Annotated in this window: 17 protein-coding genes; 7 read left to right on the forward strand and 10 right to left on the reverse strand. The window is 52.0% G+C overall.

Annotation, left to right across the window (positions count from 1 at the left end; genetic code table 11):
- Window position 1: 1 nt before the first annotated feature.
- From spoT to gmk, 3 genes are read right to left on the reverse strand one after another with little or no spacing between them, the layout of a single operon-like run.
- Window positions 2–2,116 (reverse strand): bifunctional GTP diphosphokinase/guanosine-3',5'-bis pyrophosphate 3'-pyrophosphohydrolase, encoded by a 2,115-nt coding sequence (spoT, locus tag OGV74_RS01820; RefSeq protein WP_003024038.1) that lies wholly within the window; start codon window positions 2,114–2,116, stop codon window positions 2–4.
- An 18-nt stretch (window positions 2,117–2,134) separates the two neighbouring features.
- Window positions 2,135–2,410 (reverse strand): DNA-directed RNA polymerase subunit omega, encoded by a 276-nt coding sequence (gene rpoZ / locus OGV74_RS01825; RefSeq protein ID WP_000135058.1) that lies wholly within the window; start codon window positions 2,408–2,410, stop codon window positions 2,135–2,137.
- Between the two features lie 54 nt (window positions 2,411–2,464).
- Window positions 2,465–3,088: a guanylate kinase gene (gmk, locus tag OGV74_RS01830; protein WP_003024042.1), complete on the reverse strand. Its 624-nt coding sequence runs from the start codon at window positions 3,086–3,088 to the stop codon at window positions 2,465–2,467.
- A gap of 261 nt (window positions 3,089–3,349) precedes the next feature.
- Here gmk and ligB point away from each other — a divergent pair, with 261 nt between their 5' ends.
- Window positions 3,350–5,029: an NAD-dependent DNA ligase LigB gene (gene ligB / locus OGV74_RS01835; RefSeq protein ID WP_086504978.1), complete on the forward strand. Its 1,680-nt coding sequence runs from the start codon at window positions 3,350–3,352 to the stop codon at window positions 5,027–5,029.
- On the opposite strand, the gene OGV74_RS01840 is transcribed toward ligB, so the two are convergent.
- A complete protein-coding gene (locus tag OGV74_RS01840) occupies window positions 5,026–5,643 on the reverse strand; it encodes a trimeric intracellular cation channel family protein (protein ID WP_003024049.1) in 618 nt (205 codons plus the stop codon). The genes ligB and OGV74_RS01840 overlap by 4 nt on opposite strands.
- Window positions 5,644–5,902: 259 nt before the next feature.
- Window positions 5,903–6,766, reverse strand: a complete 864-nt coding sequence (locus OGV74_RS01845; protein WP_003024052.1) for a YicC/YloC family endoribonuclease — start codon at window positions 6,764–6,766, stop codon at window positions 5,903–5,905.
- Window positions 6,767–6,891: 125 nt separating this feature from the next.
- Here OGV74_RS01845 and rph point away from each other — a divergent pair, with 125 nt between their 5' ends.
- Window positions 6,892–7,608 (forward strand): ribonuclease PH, encoded by a 717-nt coding sequence (rph, locus tag OGV74_RS01850; protein ID WP_003024054.1) that lies wholly within the window; start codon window positions 6,892–6,894, stop codon window positions 7,606–7,608.
- A 65-nt stretch (window positions 7,609–7,673) separates the two neighbouring features.
- Window positions 7,674–8,315, forward strand: a complete 642-nt coding sequence (gene pyrE, locus OGV74_RS01855) for an orotate phosphoribosyltransferase (RefSeq protein WP_003837602.1) — start codon at window positions 7,674–7,676, stop codon at window positions 8,313–8,315.
- Between the two features lie 82 nt (window positions 8,316–8,397).
- On the opposite strand, the gene slmA is transcribed toward pyrE, so the two are convergent.
- The 3 genes from slmA to coaBC form a co-directional block, all read right to left on the reverse strand.
- The gene (slmA, locus tag OGV74_RS01860) at window positions 8,398–8,994 is read right to left on the reverse strand and encodes a nucleoid occlusion factor SlmA (protein ID WP_003024060.1); all 597 of its coding nucleotides are present in this window, start codon (window positions 8,992–8,994) and stop codon (window positions 8,398–8,400) included.
- A 116-nt stretch (window positions 8,995–9,110) separates the two neighbouring features.
- Complete coding sequence (gene dut, locus OGV74_RS01865; protein WP_006687626.1) at window positions 9,111–9,569, reverse strand: dUTP diphosphatase; 459 nt, start codon at window positions 9,567–9,569, stop codon at window positions 9,111–9,113.
- Window positions 9,547–10,767, reverse strand: a complete 1,221-nt coding sequence (gene coaBC, locus OGV74_RS01870; RefSeq protein WP_003024066.1) for a bifunctional phosphopantothenoylcysteine decarboxylase/phosphopantothenate--cysteine ligase CoaBC — start codon at window positions 10,765–10,767, stop codon at window positions 9,547–9,549. The genes dut and coaBC overlap by 23 nt, the downstream gene beginning before the upstream one ends.
- A gap of 171 nt (window positions 10,768–10,938) precedes the next feature.
- Between coaBC and radC the strand changes: the two genes are divergently transcribed.
- The 4 genes from radC (at window position 10,939) to mutM (ending at window position 13,155) form a co-directional block, all read left to right on the forward strand.
- Window positions 10,939–11,604 (forward strand): RadC family protein, encoded by a 666-nt coding sequence (radC, locus tag OGV74_RS01875; protein WP_086504682.1) that lies wholly within the window; start codon window positions 10,939–10,941, stop codon window positions 11,602–11,604.
- A gap of 218 nt (window positions 11,605–11,822) precedes the next feature.
- Window positions 11,823–12,059 (forward strand): 50S ribosomal protein L28, encoded by a 237-nt coding sequence (gene rpmB / locus OGV74_RS01880; protein WP_003024071.1) that lies wholly within the window; start codon window positions 11,823–11,825, stop codon window positions 12,057–12,059.
- 20 nt (window positions 12,060–12,079) lie between these two features.
- Window positions 12,080–12,247, forward strand: a complete 168-nt coding sequence (gene rpmG, locus OGV74_RS01885) for a 50S ribosomal protein L33 (RefSeq protein WP_003024094.1) — start codon at window positions 12,080–12,082, stop codon at window positions 12,245–12,247.
- 98 nt (window positions 12,248–12,345) lie between these two features.
- Window positions 12,346–13,155 carry a bifunctional DNA-formamidopyrimidine glycosylase/DNA-(apurinic or apyrimidinic site) lyase gene (gene mutM, locus OGV74_RS01890; protein ID WP_086504681.1) on the forward strand — a complete coding sequence of 270 codons (810 nt, stop codon included), beginning with the start codon at window positions 12,346–12,348 and terminating at the stop codon, window positions 13,153–13,155.
- A 38-nt stretch (window positions 13,156–13,193) separates the two neighbouring features.
- On the opposite strand, the gene coaD is transcribed toward mutM, so the two are convergent.
- Together coaD and waaA are read right to left on the reverse strand one after the other, a co-directional pair.
- Window positions 13,194–13,673, reverse strand: a complete 480-nt coding sequence (gene coaD, locus OGV74_RS01895) for a pantetheine-phosphate adenylyltransferase (RefSeq protein WP_003024099.1) — start codon at window positions 13,671–13,673, stop codon at window positions 13,194–13,196.
- Between the two features lie 8 nt (window positions 13,674–13,681).
- Entirely contained in the window at window positions 13,682–14,959 is a 1,278-nt protein-coding gene (waaA, locus tag OGV74_RS01900; RefSeq protein ID WP_003024103.1) for a lipid IV(A) 3-deoxy-D-manno-octulosonic acid transferase, read from the reverse strand.
- Window positions 14,960–15,010 lie beyond the last annotated feature (51 nt).

Below are 15,010 nucleotides of genomic sequence, written 5' to 3' on the forward strand. Positions count from 1 at the left end.
ACTAGTTTCGGTTACGGGTGACTTTTATTACGTCCGGCATGACGCGAATTTTGCGCATGATATTCGCCAGGTGCACGCGATCGCGAGCGGTCAAGCGAATAAAGGCGCTATAGACGCGACCATCTTTCTCTTCCGTATTCAGGCTTTGAATATTGGAGGTGGTCGTGTTGATTGCCGCCGTCAGGTTCGCCAAAGCACCCTGGTGGTTAAACATATCCACCTTAATCTCAGTGATGAATTCCTGCTCTGTTTCTTTATCCCATTCCACCGCCATAAATTTCTCTGGCTCTTTCTGGTAGCCACGAATATTACGGCAGGACTCATGGTGAATCACCAGACCTTTACCCGGACTGACGTGGGCAATGATGGGATCGCCTGGAATTGGACGGCAGCATTTCGCGAAGGTGATCAGCACGCCGTCTGCACCTTTGATCGGCAGATGACCATGGCCAGATTGTGCCGGTACGTTCGCTGTTGCTTCGCCCTGCTGGAGGTTTTTCGCTACCACCACGCTCATGGCATTACCCAGACCGATTTCTGCGAGCAGATCGTCAAGAGTGGCGAGCTTCATGCGCTCAAGCTCACGCTGGATGCTCTCTGGCGGGATCTCAGCCAGTTTACGGCTACCGCCCAGGGCATGGTTGAGCAGTCGACGGCCCAGACTGACGGAATCATCGCGCTTGAGGTTTTTCAGCAGTTGGCGAATCTTGGCGCGCGCTTTCGAACTGACGACGAAGTTGAGCCACGCGGCATTCGGGCGCGCACCCGGGGCGGTAATAATCTCAACTGTCTGACCGCTAAAGAGCGGTTGTGAAAGCGGGTAAGGCTGTCTGTCGACGCGCGCGCCGACGCAAGCGTGACCGATATCGGTATGCACGGCGTAGGCGAAGTCGACAGGCGTTGCACCGGCGGGCAGTTCGACAATGCGCCCTTCCGGTGTGAAAACATAAATCTCATCCGGGAAGAGATCAGATTTAACGCTTTCAATAAATTCAAACGAGCTACCGGCGCTCTGCTGCAGTTCCAGCAGGCTTTGCATCCAGCGCTGAGCGCGGATTTGCGCAGTGGTGCTGCTTTCGCCGCCGTGCTCTTTGTAAGCCCAGTGTGCTGCGACACCCATCTCTGCCATCTGGTCCATGTCTTCAGTACGAATCTGTACTTCAACCGGGACGCCATGAGGGCCGATCATTGAGGTGTGCAAAGACTGATATCCGTTCGCTTTTGGGATGGCAATATAGTCTTTCACGCGGCCAGGACGTGGTTTGTACAGGCTGTGCATCTGGCCGAGTACGCGATAGCAGGTATCGGAATCATGAACGATGACGCGAAATGCGTAGATATCCATGATGGAGTGAAAACGCTGCTCTTTGAGCACCATTTTGCAGTAAATAGAGTACAGGTGCTTCTCACGCCCGCTTACGCGACACGGAATACCTGCCTCCTGCAAACGCCCTTCGATTTCCGAGAGGATTTTTTGGATCATCTCTTTGCGGTTGCCGCGAGCGGCTTTAACCACTTCTTTAATCACGCGATAGCGGTTCGGGTACAGCGCTTCAAAACCCAGCTCTTCCAGCTCGGTTTTAATGTGATGAATACCTAAACGGTGTGCCAGCGGACTATAGATTTCGAGGGTTTCACGGGCGATGCGGCGACGCTTGTCCGGGCGTAATGAGCCCAGCGTGCGCATATTGTGGGTACGGTCGGCAAGTTTGATGAGAATGACGCGGATATCCTGCACCATCGCCATAATCATCTTGCGAAAGTTTTCGGCTTGCGCCTCTTTCTTATCGCGAAACTTAAGCTTATCAAGCTTCGATACCCCTTCTACCAGCTCTGCAACGCTTTTACCAAAAAGCTGTTCCATGTCCTGATAGGTGGCTGGGGTATCTTCAATCACGTCATGCAGCAGCGCAGCCATCAGCGTTTCGTAGTCGAGTTTCATCTCGGCCAGAATACAGGCTACCGCTACCGGGTGCGTGATATAGGGTTCACCGCTTGAACGTGTCTGGCCCTCGTGAGCGTCACGTGCAACGAGATACGCCTGCCGAAGACGCTTAATCTGGTCTTCCGGCAGGTAGTTTTGAATCAGTTGATTCAGGCTTTCAAACAGATACAAGGGCGACCCGCTTTGTGATTAACGACGACCTTCAGCAATAGCGGTAACGGCTTGTAATTCAGCGGCTTCCTGCTCTTGCTGTTCCTGGCGCTCACGCACGTCGAGGATCTGGTTGTTGATCAGACCTTCTTCGATTTCGCGCAGCGCGATAACGGTAGTTTTATCGTTTTCTTCCGGTACGAGCGGATCCTTTCCGCCTACCTGCATCTGACGAGCGCGACGCGCGGCGACCAGTACCAGGTCAAAACGGTTACCAATTTTCTCTACAGCGTCCTGAACAGTTACGCGTGCCATACTTAAAATGCTCCACAGGTGAAGAAATGACTGGGCATGATACTGAATGTGGGTTCAGTCTGCCAACAGTTTGCTGATTAAAGCGTCATGACGCTGCTTTTGGCGGCTCATGCGCAGACGTTCGGCGCGAATGATGGTTTTCAAATCGCCCAGGGCGGTATCGAAATCATCGTTCACAATAAGATAATCATATTCGGCGTAATGGCTCATTTCTGCAACAGCTTGCGCCATACGTTTTGCGATCACGTCTTCGCTATCCTGACCGCGGCCACGCAGACGGCGATCCAACTCAATCTTAGATGGCGGCAAAATAAAAATACTGCGCGCATGCGGCATTTTTTCACGAATTTGCTGCGCACCTTGCCAGTCGATATCTAAAAAGACGTCTACGCCGGATGCTAATACTTGCTCAATGGTTTCACGTGAGGTGCCGTAGTAATTACCGAAAACCTCCGCGTGTTCCAGGAACGCGTCTCTGCCAATCATGGTTCTGAATTCATCATGGTTCACAAAAAAATAGTGTTCACCGTGCACTTCCCCCGGGCGCGGTGCGCGCGTGGTGTGCGAAACAGAAACCTGGGTGTCATACAACGGTTGGGTCTTTAATAAAGCCTGAATCAGGCTGGATTTACCCGCGCCACTGGGGGCAGAAACAATATAAAGCGTGCCTTGAGCCATGAGTATCTTAATGTATGTGATTGTCGAAAGAGAGCCTACATACGGGCTTATTATACACGTAGCCGCTATGTGACGTAGCCCTTGTCACACTTTTTGCGCATGTTTATTGCGTTTTGCGTATCAGTTTCCTGTTTTATCGATGATTTGCAGCAATACGTGCAAATGTCAGGAACGGTGCTCGCAGGATACTTTTTTGCCGCTCTGTTTCCCTATTATTTCGCGCTATACCTGCCAGGAAATGCAGTGCTCAGCGGAGGTAACATGGGATTATGGAAAGGCATAGGGCTGGTTTTGCTAATGGGGTATCTACCCGCATGGGCGGTATGCCCCGTCTGGTCGCCTGCCAGGGCAAACGAGGAAATTTCACGACTACAGCAGCAGATAACACAGTGGAATGACAGTTACTGGAAACAGGGTGAAAGTGCCGTAGATGACGGCGTTTATGACCAGCTCAATGCGCAACTAATTCAATGGCAGCGCTGTTTTGGCGATGAAGTTCCACCAGATCTGTCTGCGCCACCAATGGGTGGCACAGTATCGCACCCCGTTCCCCACACGGGAGTTCGAAAACTTGCCGATAAGCAAGAGCTACAGCAATGGATGCACGCTCGCAGCGATCTCTGGGTGCAACCGAAGGTGGATGGTGTGGCAGTGACGTTAGTCTATCGCAATGGCGATCTGGTACGGGCGATTAGCCGTGGTAATGGCCTGAAAGGCGAAGACTGGACGCAAAAGGTTCTTCAGATCCCTTCCGTACCACATTCGACCAAGGGGAATCTCGCTAACAGTACGTTGCAGGGTGAGATTTTTTTGCAGCAAGAGGGGCATATTCAGAAGCAGAGAGGGGGAATGAACGCCCGCTCGAAGGTTGCTGGATTGATGATGCGCCAGAGCAATCCGGAATTATTAGGCTCGCTGGCTATTTTTATCTGGGCCTGGCCCGATGGTCCTGCGGTCATGTCTGAAAGACTGGAGCAGCTCACTGCTGCCGGGTTCAGTTTCACGCAACATTTTACCAAGGCCGTGAAGAGTGCGGATGACGTAGAGCAAGTGCGAGCAAAGTGGTGGACTTCAGCATTACCTTTTGTCACTGATGGCGTGGTCGTGCGAACAGGAAAAGAGCCGCAGGCGCGATACTGGCTACCCGGACAGGGAGACTGGCTGGCTGCGTGGAAATATCCTCCCGTGGCCAGGGTATCTGAGGTAACCGGTATTCAGTTCTCCGTTGGTAAAAGCGGGAAAATTGCGGTGGTAGCATTGCTGACTCCCGTCATGCTGGATGATAAACGCGTACAGCGCGTCAATATTGGCTCCGTTCGACGCTGGAATGAATGGGATATCGCGCCTGGCGATCAGATTCTGGTGAGCCTGGCCGGACAAGGGATCCCCCGTATAGATGAGGTGGTCTGGCGCAGTACCCAGCGTAGTAAGCCAGTGCCACCTGAGGGGCGCTTCAATTCATTAACCTGTTTTTATGCCACAGCGGAGTGCCAGGAACAGTTTGTTGCCAGACTGGTCTGGCTGGGGGCCAATGAGGTGCTGGGGCTGGAGGGCATCGGCGAGGCGGGATGGCGGGAGCTCCACCAGGTGTATCGCTTTGAGCATATCTTTTCCTGGCTCGGGCTAACTCAGGAACAACTACAGTCGACATTTGGTATAAGCAAAGGGGAGAAGTTATGGCATCAATTCAACCTGTCACGCGATCTTCCGTTCACGCGCTGGGTGATTGCCATGGGAATACCGTTAACACAGGCAACGCTGAATGCCAGCCGGGATGGTTCGTGGCAGCAATTGCAAAAACGCGATGAACAAAGCTGGCGGCAGCTTCCTTTCATGGGGGAGCAGCGGGCACGGCAGGTTATTCAGTGGCTGGAGGATCGAGAGGTCACAGCGCTGAGCAACTGGTTAGCTGCTCAGCGGATCGCGGGCTTTATGCCTTAATGGCCTTCATGGCGATAGTAAAATACCGGCAGACCTAACTTCAGGCGCAGCGCCAGTAGTCGGGCAGTAAAGCCGAAGAGCAGGGTAGAGATAACCACCACATCATGACTGGAGACATAATGCTGTAGCACGATGTATAGCACAGCAGCGGCAAATGATACGCCGGCATACAGCTCTTTCTGGAACACTAACGGGATGCGTTTGCAGAACATATCGCGTAATACGCCGCCGAAAACCCCGGTAGTGACCGCAGCGACCACGGCGATAATCGGTCCATGGCCCATATCCAGTGCCACCTGAGCCCCGATAATAGAAAAGACCACCAGGCCCAGCGCATCCAGTACGAGGAATATTTTGCGCAGATAGGGCATCACGGGAGCAATAATAGTGGTCAGTACCGCGGCAGTGGCTACGATAATGACGTATTCAGGGTGCTTTACCCAGCCGAGCGGATAATGGCCGAGAAGAATATCACGTACTGAACCACCGCCAATGGCTGTCGCGGTGGCAATGATAATGACGCCAAATGTATCCATACGACGACGCCCAGCCGCAAGCGCACCGGTCATGGCTTCGGCAGTAATACCAATTAAGTATAAAACGTGTAACAGCATGTATTCCCCCTGATTTGCTGGGGGCTAAGGTTAACGATTTGTGCGCACTGTCACGATTGAGATTTTCTAAGGTGAAGTGATTCTAATAACTACAGCTAATGCGAAATTGTTGTAAACACATTATGGCATGCGCTTTGTGATATGAGTGGTGACAATAAATGATGAGAAAATATAATTCTTGTCGCATAGATGAGAACTGATAGTGTCGGGAAAAGCACGTAGCGCCGCCGTTTATTGACGGGCTACGTGAGATGGTGACTTACTCGATATTCTGAATTTGCTCGCGCATTTGCTCGATCAATACCTTCAGTTCAATTGCGGAGTTAGTCACTTCGGCATTGATAGACTTCGATGCCAGAGTATTCGACTCACGGTTGAATTCCTGCATCATGAAGTCCAGACGACGGCCAACCGCCTCTTTTTTCTTCAGAATGTTGTAGGTTTCTTTGACGTGAGCTTCCAGGCGATCCAGTTCTTCAGCCACGTCGATACGCTGTGCCATCAGCACCAGTTCTTGCTCAAGGCGGTTATTTTCCAGCTGCACCTGAGCATCTTCCAGTTTGGCTACCAGACGCTCGCGCTGCCATTGCAGGATTTCCGGCATATGTGCGCGCACTTTTGTGACTTCAGCGCTGACGCCTTCCAGACGCTGCTCGATCAACGCCTTCAGTGCCTGACCTTCGGTTTCACGCGCAACGATAAAGTCATCCAGCGTACCGTCAAGCGCGGCGAGGATTTCGGCGGCAATGGCGTCCAGATCTTGCTCCTGGGCTGCCATTACGCCTGGCCAACGCAGGATATCAACCGGGTTAATTTCACCTTCATCACTCTGCATTTTGACCCAGTTAGCAGCGCTAACGAGCTGTTTAGCGAGTTTTTCATTCAGAATCAGCTCGCCTTGTGCACTGGCATCAGGCTCAAAACGCAGCGTACATTCGACTTTACCGCGCGTCAGACGCGTGCGAATACGTTCGCGAACTACGGGTTCGAGACTACGGAACTGCTCCGGCAGGCGAAAATAAGTTTCCAGATAACGCTGGTTTACCGAGCGCATTTCCCAGGTAGCGCTACCCCATTCACCCTTGATTTCACGCCGGGCGTAAGCGGTCATGCTGCGGATCATAGACGTTCCTGTTTTTAAAGATGAGATGGGAGGATTATAGCCATCCACGTCTTGTCAGGATAGGAATAACAGTCGGAAGTCCGTATAATGCGCAGCCACATTCGTTTCAAGCCGGAGATTTTATCATGCGTCCAGCAGGTCGTAGTGCCAATCAGGTGCGTCCCGTCACCCTGACCCGTAATTATACAAAACACGCTGAAGGCTCCGTGCTGGTCGAATTTGGTGATACCAAAGTGCTATGTACCGCTTCTATTGATGAAGGCGTACCGCGTTTTCTGAAAGGTCAGGGCCAGGGTTGGATCACCGCAGAATATGGCATGCTGCCACGCGCCACACACACCCGTAACGCCCGTGAAGCGGCGAAAGGTAAGCAGGGCGGTCGTACCATGGAAATCCAGCGTCTGATCGCTCGTGCGCTGCGCGCTGCCGTTGACCTGAAGACGCTCGGTGAGTTCACCATTACGCTGGACTGCGATGTTATCCAGGCAGATGGCGGTACCCGCACCGCATCAATTACCGGCGCATGCGTTGCGTTGGCGGATGCGCTGAACAAGCTAGTGGCGAGCGGTAAACTGAAAACTAACCCGATGAAAGGGATGGTCGCCGCGGTTTCCGTGGGCATTGTTAACGGTGAAGCGCTCTGTGACCTCGAGTACGTTGAAGACTCTGCTGCAGAAACCGACATGAACGTAGTGATGACTGAAGACGGTCGCATTATAGAGGTTCAGGGCACGGCGGAAGGTGAGCCATTCAGCCATGAAGAACTTCTCACCCTACTGGCGTTAGCCCGAGGGGGAATCGAATCCATTGTAGCGACGCAGAAGGCGGCGTTAGAAAATTGATTTTAAAGGCGACTGATGAGTCGCCTTTTTTTTGTCTGTAATAAAGTGAGATGAGGAGCGAATCCATGAAACCGTATCAGCGCCAGTTTATTGAGTTTGCGCTTAGCAAGCAGGTACTAAAGTTTGGCGAGTTTACGCTGAAATCCGGGCGTAAAAGCCCCTATTTCTTCAACGCCGGACTGTTTAATACCGGGCGCGACCTGGCTCTGTTAGGCCGTTTTTACGCCGAAGCGCTGGTGGATTCCGGTATTGAGTTCGATTTGCTGTTTGGTCCAGCGTACAAAGGTATTCCGATTGCGACTACAACGGCCGTTGCGCTGGCTGAACACCACGATAAAGATTTGCCGTACTGCTTTAACCGTAAAGAGGCGAAGACCCACGGTGAAGGTGGCAATCTGGTCGGTAGTGCACTTGAGGGGCGCGTGATGCTGGTGGATGATGTTATCACCGCAGGTACGGCGATTCGTGAGTCGATGGAAATTATCCAGGCGAATGGCGCCACTCTGGCGGGGGTACTGATTTCTCTCGATCGTCAGGAACGCGGTCGCGGAGAGATTTCCGCTATTCAGGAAGTGGAACGTGATTACGGTTGCAAAGTGATCTCTATTATCACCCTGAAAGACCTGATTGCGTATCTGGAAGAGAAACCGGAGATGGCGGAGCACCTGGTGGCAGTACGAGCCTATCGCGAAGCATACGGTGTATAAGGACAGCCGGATAGCGCTGCGCTGATCCGGCCTACGCACTTACCGGGCCTACGGTATACGTAGGCCGGACAAGACGAAATCGCTACTGCAATTGAGCGGCAACCAACGGCCAGCGGGTGTCAAAATCATCCGTTGGGCGGTATTTAAATTCGCTACGTACAAATCGGGATAGCATACCTTCGCAGAAAGCCAGTAACTGGCTGGCCAGAAGCGTTTCATCCACGGTGTAGCCTTCACCTTCACGCATTCTTTTTTCTCGCAGAACCTGGCGCAACTGCGCTTCAATGCGCTCAAAAAGTTGGTTAATGCGACCTTGCAGACGGTCTTGCTCGAACATCAACGCGTGTCCGGTCAGAATTCGCGTCAGGCCCGGATTACGCTCACCAAACCCTAAAATCAGCAGAACGATCAGACGCAGACGCGCGCTGGTGTCCTTTTCATCTTTCAAAATCAGATTGATACGTGTAATCAGACTATCTTCGATAAACTCAATCAGACTATCGAACATACGGGTCTTGCTGGGGAAATGGCGATACAATGCCGCTTCGGATACGCCAACTGAGGCTGCCAGCTTTGCTGTGGTGATGCGTTGGCTACCATCGCTGGACTCAAGCATCAGTGCCAGAGACTGAAGTATTTCTTCGCGACGATTCCTTTTCGCAGTTTGCTTTTCTACCATGTTACAAAATACCCCTGAAAATAAGCTCTTGCCAGGCAGGCATCCACACAGCGACCGCAAACTGTTGTTTGCGGTGTGTTATTGCGTTATTACGCTATGGGATACTTTTCTGCGGGTTACTTGCGCCCGGAATGGCCGAAGCCACCTTCGCCACGATCGGTGGCTTCAAACTCTTCCACCAGATTAAATTCAGCCTGCACGACCGGTACAAATACCATCTGCGCGATACGTTCGCCCGGCTCAATAGTGAAGCTGTCCTGACCACGGTTCCAGATGGACACCATCAGTTGGCCCTGGTAGTCGGAATCAATCAAACCAACCAGATTGCCCAGCACGATACCGTGCTTATGGCCCAATCCGGAGCGCGGGAGCATCACCGCTGCCAGAGAAGGATCGGCAATGTGGATAGCTAACCCGGTTGGCACCAGCGTTGTTGCGCCCGGTGCCAGTTCTACGGCGTCATCAAGACAAGCACGCAGGTCAAGTCCGGCAGAACCAGAAGTGGCGTACGTCGGGAGCGGAAATTGTTGCCCTACGCGCGGGTCCAGAATCTTAACGTCGATTTTTTTCATCATAACGGGTCACGATCTCGTCGAGTAATAATTGGCCCAGGAGTTCTTTACGCTCAAGCGGTAAGACTTTGTCTCCATCCTGCCAAAAAAGGTGTAATGCGTTGCTATCGCTGTTAAACCCTTGAGTTGACAGCGAAACGTCGTTCGCACAGATCACATCAAGGTTTTTGCGGATGCGTTTTTGCCGGGCATATTCTTCCACATTATTTGTTTCGGCGGCAAACCCAACGACAAAAGGACGGTTAGCATCCAGTGCGGCAACACCGGCGATAATGTCCGGGTTTTTGACCATTTTTACAGTTAATTCATCACCCTGCGTCGCTTGTTTTTTTATTTTTTCGTGGGCGACAGTTTCAGCGCGATAATCAGCGACTGCAGCGCAGCCGATAAAAATATGCTGTTGTTGCACTGCAGACTGCACAGCGGCTTCCATTTCCAACGCGGTCATCACATCAACCCGCTGAACAAATGGTGGTGTGGATAACGAAACCGGACCCGATACCAGTGTGACGTTTGCCCCGCGCTTTGCTGCAGCGGCCGCGATAGCAAATCCCATCTTCCCGGAGCTATGGTTGGAAATATAACGCACGGGATCAAGCGGTTCACGCGTCGGGCCCGCCGTAATCATGATGTTGAGATGTTGCAGATCGTTGACAGGCGAAAAATGTTCTGCCGCCATATCCACAATCGTTAACGGATCCAGCATACGTCCAGGACCGACATCGCCACATGCCTGGCTACCGCTGTCCGGGCCCCAAATGAGCAAACCGCGTGAGGCAAGAATACCCAGATTGTGCTGGGTCGCGGCAGCGCGATACATCTGCTGGTTCATGGCTGGCAGTACAGCAACAGAAGCAGGCGTTGCCAGACAAATCGTTGACACCAGGTCGTTGGCCATACCTGCGGCGACACGAGCAATCAGGTCTGCTGTAGCGGGCGCCAGGATGACCAAATCGGCCCATTTTCCCAGCTCAATGTGGCCCATCGCAGCTTCGGCTGCAGGATCAAGCAGGCTGTCGGAAACGGGATAACCTGAAACTGCCTGTAAACTCAGGGGAGTAATAAATGCTTTTGCCGCTTCGGTCATTGCCACGCGGACGTCAGCGCCGCGTTCCCGTAAACGACGCACCAGCTCAGGGGTCTTGTACGCAGCAATCCCGCCACTGACGCCAAGTACGATTTTTTTACCGGCCAGGCTCATCATGATCTTTCCTGTTGGGTTTCACCAGAAGGCAGATATTTTATCACAATCCGCAATTTGTCGTGCTTTTGACCGCCTTCTACTTTGCGAGGCACTACGAAGAAGTGAAAACAGCGCGTCGATTCACCGTCGGTGTTATGCCACTATGCGGACGCGAAAGGAGGGAAAAGTATGGACAATACAGGAAGTATGATGCCCAGGGAAAAGCTGTTGGCACAGGGGGCCAGTTCGCTGACCGATGTTGAGTTACTGGCGCTTTTTTTACGTACCGGCATTCAGGGTAAAGATGTGCTTACGCTGGCGAAAGAGATGCTTCAGCATTTTGAGTCGTTGTATGGCTTGTTGTCTGCTGATTACATGGATTTTAGCTATGTTTCGGGAATCGGTATCGCGAAGTATGCACAGTTGAAGGGTATTGCGGAGCTGGCAAGACGCTACTACAACGTGCGAGTGATAGAGGAGCGTGCTCTACTTAGCCCGGAAATGGCGCGTGAATTTCTGCAAAGCCAGCTCTCGCAAGAGGAACGCGAGATCTTTCTGGTGATCTTTATGGATTCTCAACATCAAGTGATTAAACACAGCAAACTTTTTTCCGGGACACTAAGCCACGTCGAGGTACATCCGCGAGAAATTGTCCGCGAAGCGATAAAAATGAATGCTTCCGCCGTGATCCTTGCGCATAATCACCCTTCGGGGTGTGCAGAGCCGAGTAAAGCAGATAAACTCATCACCGAGCGTGTTGTGAAATGCTGTCAGTTCATGGATATCCGGGTGCTTGATCATCTGGTCATTGGGCGCGGAGAGTACGTTTCTTTTGCGGAACGCGGTTGGATTTAACGCACTTTACGCGATCCATCGGGATCTTTGTCTGTTCGGGACTTGAGCATAACGCCGGGTCAGCGTATACTACGCCACCTTTGAGAATCTCGGGTTTGGCATTTGGGCCTGGCAATCGAGAGTTCACTTAGAACTATGCGATGACCGGGCTGTAAAGCCTGACGAGGCGCCGATACCCCATACGAAGCTCGAGCTAATTTGATTTTTGGAGAATAGACATGTCCCGAGTCTGCCAAGTTACTGGCAAGCGTCCGGTGACCGGTAACAACCGTTCCCACGCACTGAACGCGACTAAACGCCGTTTCCTGCCGAACCTGCACTCTCACCGTTTCTGGGTTGAGAGCGAGAAGCGTTTTGTCACCCTGCGTGTATCTGCTAAAGGTATGCGTGTAATTGATAAGAAAGGCATCGAAACAGTTCTGTCTGAACTGCGTGCCCGTGGCGAAAAGTACTAAGTACTAAGAGGAAATAAATCATGGCTAAAGGTATTCGTGAGAAAATCAAGCTGGTTTCTTCTGCTGGTACTGGTCATTTCTATACCACTACGAAGAACAAACGTACTAAGCCGGAAAAACTGGAACTGAAAAAATTCGATCCAGTTGTACGCCAGCACGTACTGTACAAAGAAGCTAAAATCAAATAATTTTAGTTTCGATGTAGCAAAAAACCTCGCCTCGGCGGGGTTTTTTGTTTTCTGGCCGTCCCCATATAAATGAGACCTGATACACCGCCGGAGATACTATGCCTGAATTACCTGAAGTCGAAACCAGTCGCCGTGGGATTGAGCCGCATCTGGTGGGGGCAACGATTATGCACGCGACTGTGCGTAACAGTCGTTTGCGTTGGCCGGTATCAGAGGAAATCTATCGCCTGAGCGATAAACCTGTCCTGAGCGTACAGCGGCGCGCAAAATACCTGCTTCTGGAGCTGCCGGACGGCTGGGTAATCATTCATCTGGGGATGTCGGGTAGTTTGCGTATCCTTCCTGAAGAGCTTCCGGCAGATAAGCACGACCACGTTGACTTAGTGATGAGCAATGGCAAAGTTCTGCGTTATACCGATCCCCGTCGCTTTGGTGCCTGGCTGTGGACTAAAGAGCTGGATGGACATAATGTCCTCGCCCATCTTGGCCCTGAGCCGCTGAGTGACGATTTCAACGCCGGTTATCTACAGCAGAAATGTGCAAAGAAGAAAACGGCGATTAAACCCTGGCTGATGGATAACAAGTTAGTGGTGGGGGTGGGAAACATCTATGCCAGCGAGTCGCTGTTTGCGGCTGGTATCCATCCTGACCGTCTGGCGTCATCGCTGTCACAGGATGAGTGCGAACTGCTGGTACGCGTTATCAAGGCGGTTTTGCTGCGTTCTATCGAGCAGGGCGGGACGACGCTGAAGGACTTTCTGCAAAGTGACGGTAAGCCGGGCTATTTTGCCCAGGAGCTGCAGGTCTATGGGAGAGAAGGTGAACCTTGCCGCGCATGTGGCGCACCGATTGTTGCGACAAAACACGCCCAGCGTACAACGTTCTATTGCCGTCGCTGTCAGAAATAGTGTCATTGCTGGCCGGATGCAGCATCCGGCCAGGCACATTACTTCAACTTACTCATTAACGCCTGATGGACGTTTTCCGGCAGAAAGTGCGTCACATCACCCTGATGGCGGGCGACTTCTTTCACCAGTGACGATGAGATAAATGACCACTCTTTAGACGGCATCAGAAAGACGCTTTCCAGTTGCGGCATTAGGTGGCGGTTCATGTGCGCCAGCTGCATTTCATACTCAAAATCTGCTACCGCGCGTAGGCCTCGGATCAGAATGTTAGCCTGATTATCACGGGCAAAATTTGCCATTAAGTCGCTGAATCCCAGAACTTCCACATTGCCGAGATGCGCCGTTGCCTGTTGCGCCAGCTCGACGCGCTCTTCAAGGGTAAACATCGGTTTTTTACTGGGACTTGCAGCAATCGCCAGGATCACGTGATCGAACATGCTGGTCGCACGCGTCACGATATCAAGATGGCCGTTAGTTATGGGATCAAAGGTTCCTGGATAAATCGCCCGTTTTTGCATGGCTTGCCTCAATGCGTTTTGGGTGGCAGATAAGGTTCCAGCAGCTGCAGCAGACGCTGTAACGCGCCCTGATTTTGATACAGAACTTCAACTGCGTGACGGCCATAAAAATTACGATAATCTGCATCGGTCAGTAAAGAAGATACTTCTTTTACCAGCGTAGGTGCGTCGGTGACGGTGATCAATCCGCTTGCCTGTTCGAGGCGGGCGCAAATATCTTTAAAATTAAACGTATGGGGTCCCATCAGCACTGGAATAGCATGTGCCGCGGCTTCCAGTGGATTGTGCCCACCACGTTCAACCAGTGAACCGCCGACAAAAGCAAGGTCGGCAATGCCATACAGCAACATCAGCTCACCCATGGTATCGCCGATCACAACCTGAGTGCCTGAGGACGGAACTTCACCCGAAGAACGAGTGGTATAACTTAGCCCAGCCTGGCGTACGAGGTTAATTGCATCCGGGAACCGTTCAGGATGTCTGGGAACCAGAATTAGTAAAAGATTCGGGAACTGATTTAATAACGCCTGATGGGCGGCAATGATGATGCTTTCTTCGCCGTCGTGGGTGCTGGTTGCAATCCATACCGGACGGTGAGGAGCCCATTGACGACGTAATGTCACCGCTTTTGCGGCCAGTTGTGGCGTGACGGATATATCAAACTTCAGGCTGCCAGTAACGGTGACCTGATTGCTTCTGGCACCAAGTGTAATAAAACGTGCGCCATCTTCTTCGTTTTGTGCGGCAATTAACGTAATTCGACGCAGTAGTCTGCCAACAAATTTACCTAATTTCGCATAGCCGGCTGCTGAACGAGCAGAAAGACGTGCGTTGGCAATAACCAGAGGAATGTGACGCTTATGGAGTGCCGCGATCAGATTTGGCCACAGCTCGGTTTCCATAATTAACACCAGTTTGGGGTCAACTTTATTCAGAAAACGGTTCAGGGCATCCGGTAAATCGTAAGGCAGATAAATATGCTGAACGTCAGTGCCAAAAGCAGATTGTACGCGCTCGGAACCGGTTGGCGTCATGGTGGTGACCGTGATCGGCAAGTCGGGATAACGGTGACGCAGAGCGCGAACTAATGGGATTGCAGCCAGTGTTTCGCCCACAGAAACCGAATGAAGCATGATCCCGCCGGGTTTTAGCGGGTGGCGATAAAAGCCGTAGCGTTCGCCCCAGCGTTTACGGTAGGCCGGAGCCTTACGTCCGCGCACCCAAAGCCGTATCCAGATCAAAGGCTGAATAAGGTAGAAAAGGGCGGTGTAAAGCAATTCGAGCATAATGGTAGCTGACTTATGAATGTGCTGGGGATTCTATGTATTTAACTATGG

Origin of the sequence: Citrobacter sp. Cf116 (assembly GCF_030336505.1) — a bacterium.
In the GTDB taxonomy this organism is placed as follows: domain Bacteria; phylum Pseudomonadota; class Gammaproteobacteria; order Enterobacterales; family Enterobacteriaceae; genus Citrobacter; species Citrobacter freundii.